Origin of the sequence: Clostridium sp. AF23-6LB, assembly GCF_003461085.1 — a bacterium.
Lineage (GTDB): Bacteria > Bacillota > Clostridia > Lachnospirales > Lachnospiraceae > Coprococcus > Coprococcus ammoniilyticus.
On sequence record NZ_QTWK01000003.1, the window covers coordinates 61,469 to 78,786 of the forward strand.

The window sequence follows — 17,318 nt, forward strand, 5'->3', positions numbered from 1 at the left end:
TTATGCATGGTATAGAATGATGAAGTATATGAAAAGAGATTTCTTAAAAAGTAATATAAAAGGAAAGAAGCGACAGGAGGTTTCACTATGGCATATTTTCCAATGTTTATCAATCTGGAAAACAAAAAAGTAATTGTACTTGGCGGAGGAAAGACCGCACTTCGAAAGATTAACTCTCTGATAAAGTTTGACTGTAAGATCGCAGTTATCGCACCGAGGATCTGCGATGAGATCAAGGCAGTACCGGGAATCAGCGTACATGAGTCGAATATGACATTAGATGCGCTTGATACGGCAGATATGGTAATTGCAGCGACTAAGAGGGATGATGTAAATGCTAAGATCGGAAAGTATTGTAACGAACATAATATTCCGGTCAATGTAGCAGATAACAAGGATGTCAGCAGCTTCCTGTTCCCCGGAATTGTTATGCGTGAAGACCTGGTGATAGGGGTCACAACAGGAGGCTACAGTTCAAATGTAGCAAAGGAGATCCGTAATATGATCGAGAAGCTGATTCCTTATGAGTATGGAACCTTGACCAGAAAGATGGGAGCATACCGAGAGATTGCGTCCATTAATATCAAGGATGCTTATTTAAGGGAACTGGCACTGGATGAGATCATCAAACAGGCAATCAGCAATAAGTATATGATCGATGACCGAAAGGCAAATAAGATCCTGGATCGTTATGCGAAGGAAGATGAGCTGAGAGCGAAGGGCATGCGATAAAAAATACTTGCATTTTCCTTATAACGTGTTATAATTTTGTTTTAGTAAGATTATGGTAACTATTAAGAGTGGGTTTTGACCCACTCTTAGTTTTTGTAGAAAGGTGGTATTGCTACGAAGAAAACAGATATTGAAGCAAAAGCAACAGAGATGGTTCTGCCGATCATTGAAGCAAATAACCTTGAATTGGTTGATGTGGAATATGTAAAAGAAGGCAGTGATTATTATCTGCGGATCTATGCAGATAAAGAAGGTGGAATAACGATCGGAGATTGTGAGATCGTGAACAGAGCCATGAGTGATCTGCTGGATGCAGATGACTTCATTAAGGATGCCTATATTCTTGAGGTCAGCTCTCCGGGGCTTACAAGACCATTAAAGAAGGAAAATGACTTTAAACGGAGTATTGGCAAGATCGTAGAGATCAAGACATATACCAAGATCGATAACTGTAAAGATTTTGAAGGTGAACTTACAGCATACGATGAAGAAACAGTTACCATTTTGACAGAAGATGAGAAAGAACTGAAGATTGCAAGAAAAGATATATCGATGATAAGACTTGCATTTGTATATTAATAAAAGAAGCGGGAGGATAAAAAAGTGTCAGAAATTATCGAAGCATTAAATCAATTAGAAAAGGAGAAAAACATCAGCAAGGATATTCTGCTGGATGCGATCGAAAGATCCTTAAAGGCGGCCTGCAAGAAGGACTTTGATACCGATGAGAATATCGATGTTGTTATGGATCGTGAGACCGGTGAGTTTCATGTATATGCGAAGAAAGAGGTTGTAGAAGAGGTTGAAAGACCTGCGACACAGATTTCTCTGGAAAAAGCTAAGATGATGAATTCCAAATATGATCTCGGAGATATCATCAACATCGAGATCACAACAAAGGATTTCGGAAGAATCGCAGCACAGAGAGCAAGAAATGTAATCGTTCAGGCAATTAATGAGAGCGAAAGAGATGCGATCTACGATCACTTCTATACAAAAGAGAAGGATATCATCACAGGTATCGTTCAGAGATATGTTGGAAACAACATCAATGTCAGTCTGGATGATAAGACAGAAGCAATATTAAAAGAGTCTGAGATGGTTCCCGGCGAAGTATATAACAGAGGTGACCGTATCAAATTATATGTAACAGAAGTAAAGAAAGGCTCCAGAGGACCTAAGATCACAGTATCCAGAACACATCCTGATCTGGTAAAGCGTTTATTTGAAAAGGAAGTAACCGAGATCGCAGACGGTACAGTAGAGATCAAGAGCTCCTGCCGTGAGGCCGGTTCCCGTTCCAAGATCGCTGTTTATTCTCATGATGAGAATGTAGATCCGGTAGGTGCATGTGTAGGTGTAAATGGAAGCCGTGTTAACAACGTAGTAGAAGATCTGAACGGTGAGAAGATCGATATTATTTGTTGGGATGAGAATCCGGCAATCTTCATCAAGAATGCATTAAGTCCATCAGAGGTTATTGCAGTTGATGTAGATCTGAATGAAAAGAGCGCATTTGTCGTTGTACCGGATTATCAGTTATCACTTGCAATCGGTAAGAAAGGTCAGAATGCAAGACTTGCTGCAAAGCTGACAGGATATAAGATCGACATTAAGAGTGAGTCACAGGCAGAAGAGATGGGATATTTCTCAGAAGAAAATGATGACTACGAAGAGCCGGAGCAGGAAGAAGCATTTGACAATATTGACGATATCGTTGATGGTTCTTATGAAGAATCTCTGGAGCAGCAGGATGCAGAAGAAGTAAAAGAAGACGAAGAATAAAATGAAGTTCTGACCGGGTACCATGCCGATTGGAACGGAGATAAATATATAAGCATAGGAAGTGATGTTATGGCAAAGAAGATACCGCTCAGACAGTGCCTTGGTTGTAATGAGATGATACCGAAAAAAGAACTCATCCGTATCGTGAAGGATAATGAGAATAATTTTGCGATCGACCTGACCGGCAAGATGAATGGACGGGGGGCATATATATGCCGTAAGGCAGAGTGCCTGAAAAAAGCTATGAAGAGTAAATCTCTGGAACGCTCATTCAAGATGCAGATTCCAAAAGAGGTTTATGAGAAACTGGATAAGGAGTTAGAGGCAATTGAACAGTAAGAAGATTTATTCCATGATTTCCTTATGTGCAAAGGCCGGAAGGCTGGTAAGCGGAAACTTTTCAGTAGAAAAGGCCGTAAAAAACGGAAGCGCATGTGCTGTGATCGTGGCATGTGATGCAGCCCATAATACAAAGAAACTATTTGATCAAAAATGTAATTTTTATGAGATTCCATATTTTGAATTTGGAGACAAAGACAGTCTGGGAAAATTCGTTGGAAAAGAATTCCGGACGTCGATCGCGATCTTAGATGAAGGATTTGCGAAACAGATCATAAAATACATGAGTTTGAGTGAAAATATGGAGGTGTAACTTTTGACGAAACTGAGAGTACACGAATTGGCAAAAGAGCTGAATATAAGCAACAATGAAATCAAAGCAATCCTTGGCAAAAATGGTATCGAGATCAAGAGCCATATGTCGGCTGTTGATGAGAATATGATCAATATCGTTAAGAAGGCATGCGGAACCGGTACAAAGAAAGCAGATGCGCCGGCAGCAAAGCCTGTACCGGAAAAGAAGTCGGAGGACGTAAAGGCGGCAAAGACAGCACCGGAAAAGGTTCAGAAAGAGATTTCTGTAAAAGAAGAGCCTAAGAAAACGGCTGTAAGAAATGATCGACCGGCTACAGGGGAAGCGAATAAGCCGAAACAGGGTAAAGATGAGGGACATACGAGATTTGTCAGAGATGACAGAAACAGAAATAATTCCGACAGACAAAATAATGAGAGAGTAAGATTTAACAATAGTGAGCGTATGAATTCTGATAAGACAAGATTTGGCGACAAGCAGGGAAATGACAGACCAAGATATAACAACGACAGAAATAACGGTGACCGTGTAAGATTTACAAATGGTGATAGAAATAATTCTGACAGACCGAGATATAATAATGACAGAAACGGTAATGACAGAAACAATTCCGACAGACCAAGATACAACACTGACAGAAATAACAATGACAGACCAAGATACAATAATTCCGGTGACAGAAATAATTCTGACAGACCGAGATTTAACAATGACAGAAATGGTCAGGACAGAGGAAGATTCTCAAACAATGGCCGTGGTGGTCAGGATCGTAGCAGATTTTCAGGCAATGGAGATCGTCAGGGTGGCTTTGACAAGCCGAAGTTCGGTGACAGACCGGATAACAGAAACAACCGGTTCAACAATAACAGAAACAATACTCCGATGGGATTTGGCAAGGATGACGAGGATGATAATAATAACAATCAGAGAAGAAGTCCAAAAGCAAATACCCGTAAGGATTTTGAAGCAAAAGAGATGCCGGGCAAAGATTTAAAGAGCCAGAACAGAGACAATTATAACAGAGATAAGAATAAGCCTCGTAAGGGCAACAGAAGATCTCCGGAAGAGGTTGAGGCAGATATCAGCAGACTGGCTAAAAATGTCAGAAACAAGCATCATCAGCCACAGCAGCCACAGCAGCAGGCAGAGGATAAGGAAACGATCCGTACGATCACACTTCCGGAGGTTGTAACGATCAAAGAACTTGCAGACATTATCAAAGAGCCTGTAAATGCGTTGATCAAGAAGCTCTTCCTTGCAGGTAAGATGTATAACGTGAACTCTGAGTTAGACTTTGAAGCAGCAGCAGAGATCGCGTTGGAATATAATTGTATTGCTGAAGAGGAAGAAAAAGTTGATGTGATCGAGGAGCTCTTAAAAGAGGATGAAGAAGACGAGAAGGATATGGTTTCCAGACCACCTGTTGTCTGCGTTATGGGTCACGTTGACCATGGTAAAACATCTCTTCTTGATGCGATCCGTAAGACAAATGTAACATCAGCCGAGGCCGGTGGTATCACACAGGCGATTGGTGCATCTGTAGTAGAGATCAACGGACAGACGATCACATTCTTAGATACACCTGGACATGAGGCGTTCACAGCTATGCGTATGCGTGGCGCACAGTCTACCGATATTGCTATCCTTGTTGTAGCAGCAGATGATGGTGTTATGCCACAGACGATAGAGGCTATTAACCATGCAAAGGCAGCCGGTATCGAGATCATCGTTGCGATCAATAAGATCGATAAACCAAGTGCAAATATCGAGCGTGTAAAGCAGGAGCTTACAGAATATGAACTGATCCCTGAGGACTGGGGCGGATCAACGATCTTCTGTCCGGTTTCCGCACATACAGGTGAAGGACTGGATAACCTGCTTGAGATGATCCTGTTAACTGCAGAGGTTCTTGAGTTAAAGGCAAATCCAAACAGAAATGCCCGTGGTATCGTAATCGAAGCAGAGCTTGATAAGGGACGTGGCCCTGTTGCAACTATGTTAGTGCAGAAGGGTACACTTCATGTAGGAGATTATCTTGCAGTTGGATCTTCCCATGGTAAGGTTCGTGCAATGCACAATTCAAAGGGTGTCCGTGTAACAGAAGCAACTCCATCCACTCCGGTGCAGATCCTTGGTCTGGATACAGTTCCATCAGCCGGTGAGATCTTTATGGCAGTTGATAATGAGAAAGAGGCAAGACAGATTTCCGAGACATACATTTCGCAGAGCAGAGTGAAGATGCTTGCTGAGACGAAATCCAGAATGTCACTGGATGATCTGTACAGCCAGATCCAGGCAGGTAATGTCAAGGAACTGAACATCATTATCAAAGCTGATGTACAGGGTTCTGTAGAGGCTGTTAAGCAGAGTCTGTTAAAGCTTTCAAATGATGAAGTTGCAGTAAAATGTATCCATTCCGGTGTTGGTGCGATCAACGAGTCAGATATCATTCTGGCATCCGCATCCAATGCGATCGTAATCGGTTTCAATATCCGGCCGGATGCAAGAGCAAAAGAGACAGCAGAGACAGAAGGTGTAGATGTTCGTTTATATAGAGTCATCTACAATGCAATTGAAGATATTGAGTCTGCAATGAAGGGTATGTTAGATCCTATCTTTGAAGAACAGGTAATTGGTCATGCAGAGATCAGACAGACCTACAAGGCTTCCGGTGTCGGTATGATCGCAGGTTCTTATGTATTAGATGGTATCATCAACCGGAATTGCAGCGTAAGAATAACCCGTGAAGGAAATCTGATCTACGAAGGCAAGATGGCTTCCTTAAAGAGATTCAAGGATGATGTGAAGGAAGTTAAGTCGGGATTTGAATGTGGTATTGTTCTTGAGAACTTTAATGACATTCAGGTAGAGGATCAGATTGAAGCATATCAGATGGTAGAGGTTCCAAGAAAATAATGAGAAAAAACAGTGTAAAAAATACAAGAATTAATGCAGAGGTTCAGAGAGAACTCTCACGGATCATCAGCAGAGAGATCAAGGATCCCCGTATTAATCCGATGACATCCGTAGTAGAGGCGGTTGTAACACCGGATCTGAAATATTGCAAGGCATACATCAGTGTCCTTGGAGATCAGGATTCCGTAAACTCCACACTGGAGGGACTGAACAGTGCAATGGGATTTATCAGAAGAGAACTTGCACATTCCATTAATCTCAGAAATACACCTGAGATCACATTTATCATGGATCAGTCGATCGAATACGGTGTAACAATGTCCAAAAAGATAGATGATGTTGTAAAAGACATCGAAGATGATGAGGATGATACAGAAAATGAAGAATGATTTTCTTACCATGATCGAGCAGGCAGACACGATCGCTATAACCGGACATGTACGTCCGGATGGCGACTGTGTAGGCTCAACGGTTGGATTATATAATTATATCATCAGCAATTATGATAAGCAGGTACAGATCTATCTGGAGGAATTCTCCAAGGATTTTCTGTTTTTACATGATGCAGATAAGATCAGTCATACATCGACAGATCAGGTCTATGATCTGTGTATTGCGGTGGATTGTGGTGATAAGGAAAGACAGGGAGATTTTCTTCCGATCTTTGAACATGCGAAGCATACAATGTGTGTGGATCATCATATCTCCAATCCGGGATTTGGTGAGGTATGCTATGTGGATGCAGAAGCGTGTTCCGCGGCAGAAGCACTTTATAAGCTGATGGAACAGGATAAGATTAATAAGAATGCTGCCGAAGCACTCTATATGGGAATTGTACATGATACAGGCGTATTCAAACACAGCAATACAACAAAGAGTGCGATGAGTATAGCGGGTGATCTGATCGAAAAGGGTGCAAATCCGTCATTTATTATAGATGAAACCTTCTATAAGAAGACATTTGTCGCAAATAAGCTGCTTGGAATCGCTCTGACAAAAGCAGAGCAGCATGCAGATGGCAGGATCATCAGCACAGTGCTTGAGACAGAGGATTTCCGAAAAAGTGGTGCAGGCAAGATCGATACGGATGGTATTGTCGATCAGCTTCGGATCACAGAGGGAACGGAAACGGCGGTATTTATCTATCAGACGGGAGAAGATGAATACAAGATTTCACTTCGGTCGAATAATATCGTTGATGTAAGCAGGATATCCTGCAATCATGGCGGCGGTGGTCATGTTCGTGCTGCAGGTTTCAGCATGAAGGGAGATATCAAAGAGATCCTTGCCGGTGTGATAGAGGAGATTAAGGAACAGTTATGCTAGACGGCTTTTTAAATGTATACAAGGAGCAGGGCTATACATCATTTGATGTAGTAGCCAAGCTTCGTGGTATTTTAAAACAGAAGAAGATCGGTCACACAGGCACACTTGATCCGATGGCGGAAGGTGTGCTTTTGGTGTGTCTTGGACAGGCAACAAAATTAAGCGAAATGCTGATCGATAAGGATAAGACATACCGTTGTGTCATGCTGCTCGGAAAGACAACAGATACAGAGGATGTAACAGGAAAAGTCCTTACAGAGACAGCAGATATCCCGGACGAAGCATCGGTAATAGAAACGGTAAACAGCTTTATTGGTACTTATGACCAGATACCGCCGATGTATTCGGCTATCAAGGTAAACGGCAAAAAGCTCTATGAATATGCCAGACAGGGAATTGAGATCGAACGGAGTCCGAGAGAGGTAAGAATCTTTGAGGTAAAGATAGAGGATGTGTCGCTTCCAAGGGTTACATTTACCATACATTGTTCCAAGGGAACGTATATCAGAAGCTTATGCCGGGATATCGGAGAAAAGCTTGGCTGCGGAGCAGTCATGGAGAAGTTGGTCCGTACTGAAGTGAAAAACTTCAGGGTTGAAGACAGCCTGACACTTGCGGAGATCGAGCAGGCGAGAGATCAGGGAACGATCGCTTCATATGTAATGAAGAAAGAACTATTGCTGCCGGAGTATCCGGAGCTTCATATCGGTACAGATGAATATGCAAGAAAGCTGTTAAGAAATGGAAATAAACTTCAGCTTTCCCAGTTTGCGGAAGCTGTGAGTCCTGAAACGGTTACAGATGTTCCGGGCATCCGTGTCTATGATGAAACGGACAGCTTTGCAGCGATATACCGATATGAAAAGGGAAAGAGCATCTGCCGGCCGGTAAAGATGTTCCCGAAGAATGCAGAGACAGATAGATGATAGGATAGAAGACAATGCAGCATTATTTTAATCAGAAAGATATACAGATCAATACAGAAAAAGGTTCCGTCGTTGCACTTGGCAAGTTTGACGGTTTTCATCAGGGCCACAAGCTGCTGCTTGACGAGGTGCTTCGTTTACAGAAGGATGGATATACCGGAGTCGTATTTACCTTTGATATTCGTAAAAATTCGATCTTTGATGTAGATAAGCTTCAAAGCATCATAACCTCGGAAGAAAAATGTATGCTTGCAGAACAGATGGGAATCGATGTACTGGTGGAGTATCCGTTTGATGATGCATTTGCATCGATGGAACCGGAAGCTTTCGTAACGGATATCCTTGTAAAAAGGTTACATGCCGGATATGTAGTCGTAGGAACCGATTACGGATTCGGAAAAAAGAAACGCGGGAATGTAGAGCTTCTGCGGAAGATGGCCGGCGAATACGGCTATCAGGTGATCGTGATAGAAAAGAAAAAGATCCATGATGTCATTGTAAGTTCCACTTATATCAGAATGTTGATCAGTGAGGGAAAAATGGAAGAAGCAGAAACCTTCCTTGGCAGACCTTATTTTCTGTCCGGTCATGTAGTGCATGGCAGAGAGCTTGGCAGGACGATCCAGGTTCCAACGGCAAATCTGCTTCCAAAGCATGGGAAAATCTATCCGGTGACGGGTGTTTATGCATCAAGGATACATCTGGAGGACGGCAGGGTCTGTTATGGGATCACGAATATCGGAGACAATCCGACGGTGAATACAGATCGCAGGGTAACGATCGAGACGCATATCTTTGATTTTGATGAGGATATCTATGAACAGAAGCTGGTCATGGAATTGTTATCCTTTATTCGCGGAGAACAGAAATTTTCAGGTGTTTCAGAATTAAAAGCACAGATGCTTGCAGACATGGAAGTGGCAAAACAGAGGATATTCGGATAAAAATTAATTTGTCAAGATATTTTACTTGACAACGATGCAGGCATGGTATAGAATAACCCATGGTAAAGGGAAAATACTTTACAGGCGGTGATCGTATGGAGAAAATAGTCAGACAGTCTTTATTATATGATTTTTATGGAGAGCTTTTGACGGAGCATCAGAAAGCAATTTATGAAGATGTGGTCAATAATGATATGTCCTATTCCGAGATTGCCAGAATGAATCAGATCAGCAGACAGGGTGTCTATGACATGATCAAGCGCTGCGATAAGATTTTGGAAGAATATGAAGATAAGTTACAGCTTGTTGATAAATTCATGAAAGCGAGAAAACAGGTCGAGAAGATGAAAGACTGCATTTCGGAGCTGATGGAAGAGAATCAGGATGACAGGCTGAATTTGAAGATAGAAGCAATCGACCGGTTATCGGATCGGATACTGGACGAGTTTTAGTAGATGAGTGTTAGGAACGAAGGGAGATATTCATGGCTTTTGACAGTTTATCTGACAAGCTTCAAAATGTTTTCAAGAAACTGAGAAGCAAGGGTGTTCTTACAGAAGATGATGTAAAAGAGGCAATGAAAGAAGTAAAGCGTGCTTTACTGGAAGCCGATGTAAACTTCAAGGTTGTTAAATCATTTATCAAAGCTGTAAGTGACAGAGCTGTTGGTGAAGAAGTCCTTAAGGGTTTGAATCCCGGACACATGGTCATTAAGATTGTAAAAGAAGAGATGGATAAGCTGATGGGTTCTGATGTAACAGAACTGAAATTACTTCCGTCAAATGAGATTACAGTCATTATGATGTGCGGTCTTCAGGGTGCCGGTAAGACAACAACGGCTGCAAAGCTTGCATATCAGTTTAAGAATAAAGGCAAGAAACCATTGTTAGTTGCCTGTGATGTATACAGACCGGCTGCGATCAAGCAGCTGCAGATCAATGGTGAAAAGGTTGGCGTGCCTGTCTTTACGATGGGAGAGAATCATAAGCCGCTTGATATTGCCAAGGCTGCGATCCTGCATGCAGAAAAGAATCATATGAATCTGGTATTTATCGATACGGCCGGACGACTTCATGTAGATGAAGATATGATGGATGAGCTTGCGGAGATCAAGGAAAATATCAATGTTACATATACAGTTCTTACCGTTGATGCGATGACAGGACAGGATGCTGTCAATGTTGCAACGACATTTAACGATAAGATTGGTATAGATGGTGTGATCCTAACGAAGTTAGATGGTGACACCAGAGGCGGTGCGGCACTTTCCATTAAGGCTGTTACCGGAAAGCCGATCCTGTATGCAGGAATGGGTGAGAAGCTGACAGATCTGGAACCATTTTATCCGAGCCGTATGGCGAGTCGGATCCTGGGAATGGGTGATGTGGAATCGCTGATCGAGAAAGCACAGAATGCGATCGATGATGAGAAAGCGAAAGAGATGGAACAGAAGTTCCGGAAAGCATCCTTTGATTTCAATGATTTTATGGAACAGATGGATCAGCTTGAGAAGATGGGTGGAATCGGAGATCTGCTCTCCATGATGCCCGGAATGTCCAGTCAGATGAAGAATGTACAGATCGATGAAGATGCAGGCAAGAAGCCGAAGGCGATCATTCAGTCCATGACACCGAATGAGAGATGTCTGAAGGATCCGATCTCACCATCCAGAAAGAAACGTATTGCAGACGGCGCGGGCGTTCAGATCGCGGAAGTTAATCGTTTCTTAAAGCAGTTTGAACAATCCAAGAAAATGATGAAGCAGATGTCCGGTATGATGGGTGGCAAGAAACGCCACGGTGGATTCAAGCTTCCGTTTGGATTTAAATAAATTTTTATATTTTATATTTTATTTCAGGAGGAACAAACAAAATGGCAGTAAAAATCAGATTAAGAAGAATGGGTTATAAGAAGCATCCTTTTTACAGAGTAATCGTTGCAGATTCAAGATCCCCAAGAGATGGTAGATTCATCGAGGAGATTGGAACATATGATCCTAACCAGGAGCCAAGCGTAGTAAAGATCGATGAAGAAGCAGCTAAGAAGTGGCTTCAGACAGGTGCTCAGCCAACTGAGACTGTTGCTAAGTTATTCAAGCAGGCAGGTATTGAAAAATAATATCACCAGGGAGGTGTTTAAATGAAAGATTTAGTTGAAATCATTGCAAAATCCCTAGTAGATCATCCAGAGCAAATATCTGTTACTGAGACAGAGAAAGACGATATAATTAAAGTTGAACTGACTGTTGCACCAGAGGATATGGGCAAGGTTATCGGAAAACAAGGCAGAATTGCCAAATCCATCCGTACAGTTGTAAAAGCAGCTGCTTCAAAGGGTGACAAAAAGGTAATTGTAGATATTAAGTAGTACAAAGATCTTTTTGGGGGAGTTATCATAACTCCCCCATTTTTAGTTATAGTGGAGGAAAGATATAATTTTGGAAGACAGACTGAGAGTGGGTGTGATCACAGCACCGCATGGTATCAAGGGAGAGGTAAAAGTATATCCGACAACGGATGACCTGAATCGATTTAAAAGCCTGAAAAAATGTTTTCTGGTATCAGGCAGCAAAGAGATTGAAACTGAATGTACATCCTGTAAATTTTTAAAAAACATGGTAGTTTTGAAGTTTGCAGGGTATGATAGTATAAATGATGTAGAAGCTTTAAGACAGTATGATATTCTTGTAAACAGAGAGGATGCCGTAGCCTTAGAGGATGGTGAGTTCTTTATCTGTGATGTGATCGGATCAAAGGTATACGATCAGAATGACACAGAGATCGGTGTGATCGATGATGTACTGGAGACGCCGGCGAATCATATCTTTGTTATAAAGAAAAAAGGACAGGACGATATCTACGTTCCGGTTGTAAAGGAATGGGTAACAGATATTGATACGGTAAATAAAACGGTAAAGGTACATCTTCTGAAAATCGCAGAAGATGAGAACGAATGGAGAGAATGATGAATTTTTATGTTCTTACATTATTCCCCGATATGATCATGGACGGGCTTAGAACCAGTATTACCGGCCGGGCGATGGAAGCAGGGCTGATCCATATTGAAGCAGTGAATATCAGGGATTTTACAAAGGATAAGCATAAGCATGTAGACGATTATCCGTATGGCGGCGGAGCCGGAATGGTGATGCAGGCAGAGCCGGTTTATAATGCCTATCAGTATTTGTGTGAAAAGACAGGAAAGAAATTAAAGGTTGTATATATGACACCGCAGGGACGGACATTTACACAGAAGGTGGCAGAAGAATTTGCCGCTGAAGATGATCTGGTGCTTTTATGCGGACATTATGAGGGTATCGATGAACGTGCGCTGGAGCTGATCGTAACGGATTATGTATCGATCGGTGATTTTGTCTTAACCGGCGGTGAGCTTCCGGCAATGGCGATCATTGATACTGTATCAAGACTGGTTCCTGGGGTATTGAACAATGATGACAGTGCGGAGATCGAATCCTTTCATGACGATCTGTTAGAATATCCACAATATACTAGACCGGTAGAATTCATGGGGAAGAAGGTCCCGGATGTGCTGCTTTCCGGTCATCATAAGAATATAGAGGCATGGAGACTGGAACAGTCGATCAGCCGGACAAAAGAACGGCGGCCGGATCTGTATGCGAAATATGAAGCAAATCACCCGGTTGTGGAGAAGAAAAAGAGAAAAAGGTAAATTCCCATTTAAAATTCACATTTATGACATAGATGTTTGTTAGAATACAGCAAGAAATGGAAATAACAGGAGGTCGCATATGGATAGTATAAAGGTATTGGTAGTTGACGATGAGAGCAGAATGCGTAAGCTGGTCAAGGATTTCCTGAGTAAGAAAGGATATATCGTTCTGGAAGCAGGAGACGGTGAAGAAGCGGTTGATATCTTTATGAATAATAAAGACATCGGACTGATCATTTTAGATGTTATGATGCCGAAGATGGATGGCTGGGAGACCTGTAAGGAGATACGGAAGTTCTCACAGGTTCCGATCATCATGCTGACTGCAAAGTCAGATGAAAGAGATGAGCTTCTGGGATTTGAACTTGGTATTGATGAATATATCACGAAGCCGTTCAGTCCGAAGATCCTGGTTGCCAGAGTAGAAGCAATCTTAAGAAGAACCAGTGATGTACCGGCTGACAGTGTGATCTCGGCAGGCGGTATCACGATGGATCTTGCAGCCCATATCGTAACGATCGATGGAGAACCGATCGAACTCAGTTATAAAGAATTTGAGCTGTTGAATTATTTTATGGTGAATAAAGGAGTTGCATTATCCAGAGAGAAGATACTGAATAATGTATGGAATTATGATTATTTTGGAGATGCCAGAACGATCGATACCCATGTAAAGAAGCTCAGAAGCAAGCTGCAGGATAAAGGTGACTATATCAAGACGATCTGGGGCATGGGATATAAGTTCGAGGTGGATGATGAGAAAAAGGTCGATAAGGAGTAAGATAACACTTTGTCTGATGGCGATCATTACTGTAATGATCCTGCTGTCAGGCATTTTGTCCGTTATCTTCATAAAAAAATATTATTACAATGAACTGAAAAATAATCTGATCCAGACCTATCAGGAATGCGATGCTTTTTTCAAAGATTCATCAAATAAGAACAGAGATGGCAGCTATGACCTTGACAGCATGGAGAGCCTGCTCGAGAATAAATCCGATGCGATGATCTATATTGTGGATGATGTTCATATGAAGATCTATACAACGGTAAATGAGGACACGGCTGTATTTAACAATCTGAAAAGTATCGGTGAGTTCCTGATGTTCTCAGACAGTATAGATGCGAATAATTCCCAGATCGAACGGGAAGAGGTCGAGAAGCATAAGGATTATAAGATACAGATCACAAAGGATAAGGATACAGCTCAGAGTTATTTTGATCTGCTCGGATTTCTGGATAATGGATTTGTTATTATCGTGCGTACCACAATTGCCAGAGTGGATTCCACGATCCAGACAACGATCAAATATTTTATGGCTGTACTAATTACAACAGCAATCATCAGTTGTATTCTTATGTATTTTGTCAGTGAGATATTTGCCGGACCGATCAAACGGCTTACCAGGGTTGCAAAACGAATGGCAACTCTTGATTTTGATGCAAGGATCGAGCATCCGTCCAATGATGAGATCGGTGAGCTGTCCTGTTATATGAATGATCTGTCGTATAAGCTGAATGAGACGCTGACGGAGCTTAAGGAGACAAACCAGAAGCTTCAGGTGGAGATTGATGAGAAGATCAAGATTGACGAGATGCGTAAGGAATTCCTGTCACATGTATCACATGAATTAAAGACACCGATCGCACTGGTACAGGGTTATGCAGAAGGCTTGCGGGATAATATCAATGATGATGAAGAAAGCAAGAATTTTTACTGTGATGTCATTGTTGATGAAGCAAACAAGATGAATAAGCTGGTAAAGCAGTTACTTGATCTGAATGAGATAGAATTCGGGCAGAACCGAGTGAATAAGGAAATGTTCAATATCGTTGATCTGATCCATAATTCCATCGATTCGTCTGCAATCCTTGCAGAGCAGAGTCAGGTTACGATCGTTTATGATGATATAGATCCGATCAATGTCTATGCGGACGAATTCATGATCGAAGAAGTCTTCCGTAATTATCTGACAAATGCGATCCATTATTGCTATAAAGAGAAAGAAGTCCGTGTCTGGACAGAAAAATATATGTATGAAAAAACGGGAGCCACATATGAAGAAGGATCGATCCTTGGAAATCTCCGTGTCTATGTATATGATCAGGGACCAAATGTACCGGAGGGCGAACTGGAGAAGCTGTTCATCAAGTTCTACAAGGTAGATAAGGCAAGAACCAGAGAATATGGCGGAAGCGGCATCGGTCTGTCCATTGTCGCGGCTACCATGCAGGCACATAAGAAGTGTTATGGTGTGTATAATGTAAAAGATGGAGTTGTATTCTATTTTGATCTGGATATTATCGGGGAGACAGACGATATCGAAGAAAAAATCGGTATTGAAAAGAAAGAAACAGAATAATTTCTTTGCAAAAAAATGGAATACAGAATATACTAATCAATGATTATGTGGATAGAGAGGAAATGTTATGTCGTATAGTGCAAAAAATATAGAGGTGCTGAAGGGACTAGAGCCTGTAAGACTCAGACCGGGTATGTATATCGGTAACACCGGAAGAAGCGGTCTGAACCATCTGATTCAGGAGCTGATCGATAACTCCGTGGACGAGCACCTTGCAGGTTATTGTAAAAATATATATGTCAGTATCAATGAAGACGGTTCAGCGACCGTGTCAGATGATGGACGGGGTGTTCCTGTTGATATACATGAGACAGAGGGAATACCTGCGGAACGTGTCGTATATACCGTACTGCATGCCGGTGGTAAGTTCAACAGCTCCACATATAAGATCAGTGGTGGTCTTCATGGTGTAGGTTCTGCTGTTGTAAATGCATTATCAAAGAAGCTGCTGGTTGAGGTCGCAAGAGACGGATATCTCTACACGGACAGCTATGAGTATGGCGTTCCGGTAACGGAGCTGACTCCGGAAGGGAATCTGCCGCGTACCCGGTTAAAAGAGAAACGAACCGGAACAAAGGTAACCCTATATCCGGATGATACGATCTTTGAAACAGTAAAATTTAAAGCCGATGCGATCATGCAGAGAATCAAGGAAACGGCATATCTGAATCCGGAGCTTACGATCACATTTCATAATAAGAGAGACGGCAAGGAACCGGTCGTATTCCATCAGCCGGGCGGTCTGTCTGCATTTGTAGAGGATATATCGGAAGGACTTACACATACTTCACCGATCATTGCGATCAGTGGAGAGAAAGAGAATATAACTGCTGATATCGTATTTGTCATGACAGAGGACGGGGAAGAAAACATCATCGGTTTTACAAATAATATCACGAATCCGGAAGGCGGAACGCATGTAACAGGCTTTAAGTCAGGATTTGCAAAGCTGATTAACTCATATGCAAGAAATGAGCTTGGATTATTGAAGGAAAAGGATGCGAACTTAAGTGGCGCAGACATCCGTTCCGGTATGCAGGCGATCATCTCTGTAAAGCATCCAGATCCACAGTTTGAGGGCCAGACGAAGACAAAGTTGTCAAATACCGATGTAACAAAGGCTGTCGATGATATCGTAAAAGAACAGCTGACCGTATATTTTGATCGTAATTATGATGTGCTTAAGGATATCTGTGATCGGGCAGTCAGCCTGTCGAAGAAAAAAGCACTGGAAAAATCCAAGATCAATCTGAATAAATTCTCCTTTGAAGGAAATGGAAAGCTTGCCAAGCAGGAATCTAATGATTCGTCCAAATGCGAGATTTTCATAGTCGAGGGTGATTCTGCCGGCGGCTCTGCTAAAACAGCCAGAAACCGTAAATATCAGGCGATCCTGCCACTTCGTGGTAAGATCTTAAACGTAGAGAAGAAAACAGTAGCCAAGGTTCTTGAGAATGCTGAGATCAAAGCACTTATTAATGCATTTGGATGCGGTTTTATGCAGGGCTATGGCAACGATTTTGATATTAATAAATTAAACTATGACAAGATCATCATTATGACTGATGCCGATGTCGATGGCGCGCATATCGCTACATTGCTTCTGACATTTTTCTATCGGTTTTATCCGGATCTGATCAATGAGGGTCACATCTATATCGCGATCCCGCCGCTTTACAGAGTGGGCGAGGGCAAGCATATGCAGTATCTGTATTCAGATGAAGAACTGAACCGTTATCGAAAGAAGCATACCGGTAAATTCACGATCCAGCGTTACAAAGGTCTTGGAGAAATGGATGCAGACCAGCTCTATGAGACAACGATGAACCCGGAGAGCCGTGTGTTAAAGCAGGTATCGATCAACAGTATCGTGGAAGCAAATAAGCTGACACAGACGTTGATGGGAACAGAAGTGGCACCGAGACGAGAATATATTGAGACACACAGTACAGATGCAGTGCTTGATATCTAAGGAAAGAGGAAA

19 protein-coding genes are annotated in these 17,318 nt (G+C 42.0%); all 19 read left to right on the plus strand.

The window, feature by feature from the left end:
* Positions 1–87: 87 nt before the first annotated feature.
* Positions 88–732, plus strand: a complete 645-nt coding sequence (locus DWY07_RS07275; protein ID WP_021943981.1) for a bifunctional precorrin-2 dehydrogenase/sirohydrochlorin ferrochelatase — start codon at positions 88–90, stop codon at positions 730–732.
* 108 nt (positions 733–840) lie between these two features.
* Positions 841–1,311: a ribosome maturation factor RimP gene (rimP, locus tag DWY07_RS07280; RefSeq protein WP_226801019.1), complete on the plus strand. Its 471-nt coding sequence runs from the start codon at positions 841–843 to the stop codon at positions 1,309–1,311.
* A gap of 24 nt (positions 1,312–1,335) precedes the next feature.
* Complete coding sequence (nusA, locus tag DWY07_RS07285; protein ID WP_021943980.1) at positions 1,336–2,517, plus strand: transcription termination factor NusA; 1,182 nt, start codon at positions 1,336–1,338, stop codon at positions 2,515–2,517.
* A gap of 69 nt (positions 2,518–2,586) precedes the next feature.
* Positions 2,587–2,856 carry a YlxR family protein gene (locus DWY07_RS07290; protein ID WP_008401017.1) on the plus strand — a complete coding sequence of 90 codons (270 nt, stop codon included), beginning with the start codon at positions 2,587–2,589 and terminating at the stop codon, positions 2,854–2,856.
* A complete protein-coding gene (locus tag DWY07_RS07295; protein WP_021943979.1) occupies positions 2,846–3,169 on the plus strand; it encodes a ribosomal L7Ae/L30e/S12e/Gadd45 family protein in 324 nt (107 codons plus the stop codon). The genes DWY07_RS07290 and DWY07_RS07295 overlap by 11 nt, the downstream gene beginning before the upstream one ends.
* 3 nt (positions 3,170–3,172) lie before the next feature.
* Positions 3,173–6,085 (plus strand): translation initiation factor IF-2, encoded by a 2,913-nt coding sequence (gene infB / locus DWY07_RS07300; protein WP_117822588.1) that lies wholly within the window; start codon positions 3,173–3,175, stop codon positions 6,083–6,085.
* Complete coding sequence (rbfA, locus tag DWY07_RS07305) at positions 6,085–6,474, plus strand: 30S ribosome-binding factor RbfA (protein WP_008401014.1); 390 nt, start codon at positions 6,085–6,087, stop codon at positions 6,472–6,474. Before infB ends, rbfA begins: the two co-directional genes overlap by 1 nt.
* Positions 6,464–7,411 carry a bifunctional oligoribonuclease/PAP phosphatase NrnA gene (locus DWY07_RS07310; protein WP_242997323.1) on the plus strand — a complete coding sequence of 316 codons (948 nt, stop codon included), beginning with the start codon at positions 6,464–6,466 and terminating at the stop codon, positions 7,409–7,411. Before rbfA ends, DWY07_RS07310 begins: the two co-directional genes overlap by 11 nt.
* Entirely contained in the window at positions 7,405–8,337 is a 933-nt protein-coding gene (gene truB, locus DWY07_RS07315) for a tRNA pseudouridine(55) synthase TruB (protein WP_117822590.1), read from the plus strand. The genes DWY07_RS07310 and truB overlap by 7 nt, the downstream gene beginning before the upstream one ends.
* A gap of 14 nt (positions 8,338–8,351) precedes the next feature.
* Complete coding sequence (locus DWY07_RS07320; protein ID WP_117822591.1) at positions 8,352–9,281, plus strand: bifunctional riboflavin kinase/FAD synthetase; 930 nt, start codon at positions 8,352–8,354, stop codon at positions 9,279–9,281.
* Positions 9,282–9,376: 95 nt separating this feature from the next.
* A complete protein-coding gene (ylxM, locus tag DWY07_RS07325) occupies positions 9,377–9,733 on the plus strand; it encodes a YlxM family DNA-binding protein (RefSeq protein ID WP_165853025.1) in 357 nt (118 codons plus the stop codon).
* A gap of 32 nt (positions 9,734–9,765) precedes the next feature.
* On the plus strand, positions 9,766–11,112 hold the full coding sequence (gene ffh, locus DWY07_RS07330; protein ID WP_117822592.1) for a signal recognition particle protein: 1,347 nt from the start codon (positions 9,766–9,768) through the stop codon (positions 11,110–11,112).
* A 41-nt stretch (positions 11,113–11,153) separates the two neighbouring features.
* A complete protein-coding gene (rpsP, locus tag DWY07_RS07335; protein WP_021943973.1) occupies positions 11,154–11,399 on the plus strand; it encodes a 30S ribosomal protein S16 in 246 nt (81 codons plus the stop codon).
* A gap of 21 nt (positions 11,400–11,420) precedes the next feature.
* A complete protein-coding gene (locus DWY07_RS07340) occupies positions 11,421–11,648 on the plus strand; it encodes a KH domain-containing protein (protein ID WP_008401006.1) in 228 nt (75 codons plus the stop codon).
* A 70-nt stretch (positions 11,649–11,718) separates the two neighbouring features.
* On the plus strand, positions 11,719–12,246 hold the full coding sequence (rimM, locus tag DWY07_RS07345) for a ribosome maturation factor RimM (RefSeq protein WP_242997324.1): 528 nt from the start codon (positions 11,719–11,721) through the stop codon (positions 12,244–12,246).
* On the plus strand, positions 12,246–12,971 hold the full coding sequence (trmD, locus tag DWY07_RS07350; protein WP_117822593.1) for a tRNA (guanosine(37)-N1)-methyltransferase TrmD: 726 nt from the start codon (positions 12,246–12,248) through the stop codon (positions 12,969–12,971). Before rimM ends, trmD begins: the two co-directional genes overlap by 1 nt.
* Positions 12,972–13,050: 79 nt before the next feature.
* Positions 13,051–13,752, plus strand: coding sequence for a response regulator transcription factor (locus tag DWY07_RS07355; RefSeq protein ID WP_117822594.1), 702 nt, complete (start codon positions 13,051–13,053; stop codon positions 13,750–13,752).
* Positions 13,724–15,334, plus strand: a complete 1,611-nt coding sequence (locus DWY07_RS07360) for a HAMP domain-containing sensor histidine kinase (protein ID WP_242997325.1) — start codon at positions 13,724–13,726, stop codon at positions 15,332–15,334. The genes DWY07_RS07355 and DWY07_RS07360 overlap by 29 nt, the downstream gene beginning before the upstream one ends.
* Before the next feature lie 67 nt (positions 15,335–15,401).
* The gene (locus DWY07_RS07365; protein ID WP_008401000.1) at positions 15,402–17,306 is read left to right on the plus strand and encodes a DNA gyrase subunit B; all 1,905 of its coding nucleotides are present in this window, start codon (positions 15,402–15,404) and stop codon (positions 17,304–17,306) included.
* Positions 17,307–17,318: the final 12 nt, after the last annotated feature.

What these genes read in the sequence shown, in the direction of transcription:
- DWY07_RS07275 (WP_021943981.1), top strand. Translation starts at nt 88, where the DNA reads ATGGCATATTTTCCAATGTTTATCAATCTGGAAAACAAAAAAGTAATT.
- DWY07_RS07290 (WP_008401017.1), top strand. Translation starts at nt 2,587, where the DNA reads ATGGCAAAGAAGATACCGCTCAGACAGTGCCTTGGTTGTAATGAGATG.
- rbfA (WP_008401014.1), top strand. Translation starts at nt 6,085, where the DNA reads ATGAGAAAAAACAGTGTAAAAAATACAAGAATTAATGCAGAGGTTCAG.
- DWY07_RS07310 (WP_242997323.1), top strand. Translation starts at nt 6,464, where the DNA reads ATGAAGAATGATTTTCTTACCATGATCGAGCAGGCAGACACGATCGCT.
- truB (WP_117822590.1), top strand. Translation starts at nt 7,405, where the DNA reads ATGCTAGACGGCTTTTTAAATGTATACAAGGAGCAGGGCTATACATCA.
- DWY07_RS07320 (WP_117822591.1), top strand. Translation starts at nt 8,352, where the DNA reads ATGCAGCATTATTTTAATCAGAAAGATATACAGATCAATACAGAAAAA.
- ylxM (WP_165853025.1), top strand. Translation starts at nt 9,377, where the DNA reads ATGGAGAAAATAGTCAGACAGTCTTTATTATATGATTTTTATGGAGAG.
- ffh (WP_117822592.1), top strand. Translation starts at nt 9,766, where the DNA reads ATGGCTTTTGACAGTTTATCTGACAAGCTTCAAAATGTTTTCAAGAAA.
- rpsP (WP_021943973.1), top strand. Translation starts at nt 11,154, where the DNA reads ATGGCAGTAAAAATCAGATTAAGAAGAATGGGTTATAAGAAGCATCCT.
- DWY07_RS07340 (WP_008401006.1), top strand. Translation starts at nt 11,421, where the DNA reads ATGAAAGATTTAGTTGAAATCATTGCAAAATCCCTAGTAGATCATCCA.
- trmD (WP_117822593.1), top strand. Translation starts at nt 12,246, where the DNA reads ATGAATTTTTATGTTCTTACATTATTCCCCGATATGATCATGGACGGG.
- DWY07_RS07355 (WP_117822594.1), top strand. Translation starts at nt 13,051, where the DNA reads ATGGATAGTATAAAGGTATTGGTAGTTGACGATGAGAGCAGAATGCGT.
- DWY07_RS07360 (WP_242997325.1), top strand. Translation starts at nt 13,724, where the DNA reads ATGATGAGAAAAAGGTCGATAAGGAGTAAGATAACACTTTGTCTGATG.
- DWY07_RS07365 (WP_008401000.1), top strand. Translation starts at nt 15,402, where the DNA reads ATGTCGTATAGTGCAAAAAATATAGAGGTGCTGAAGGGACTAGAGCCT.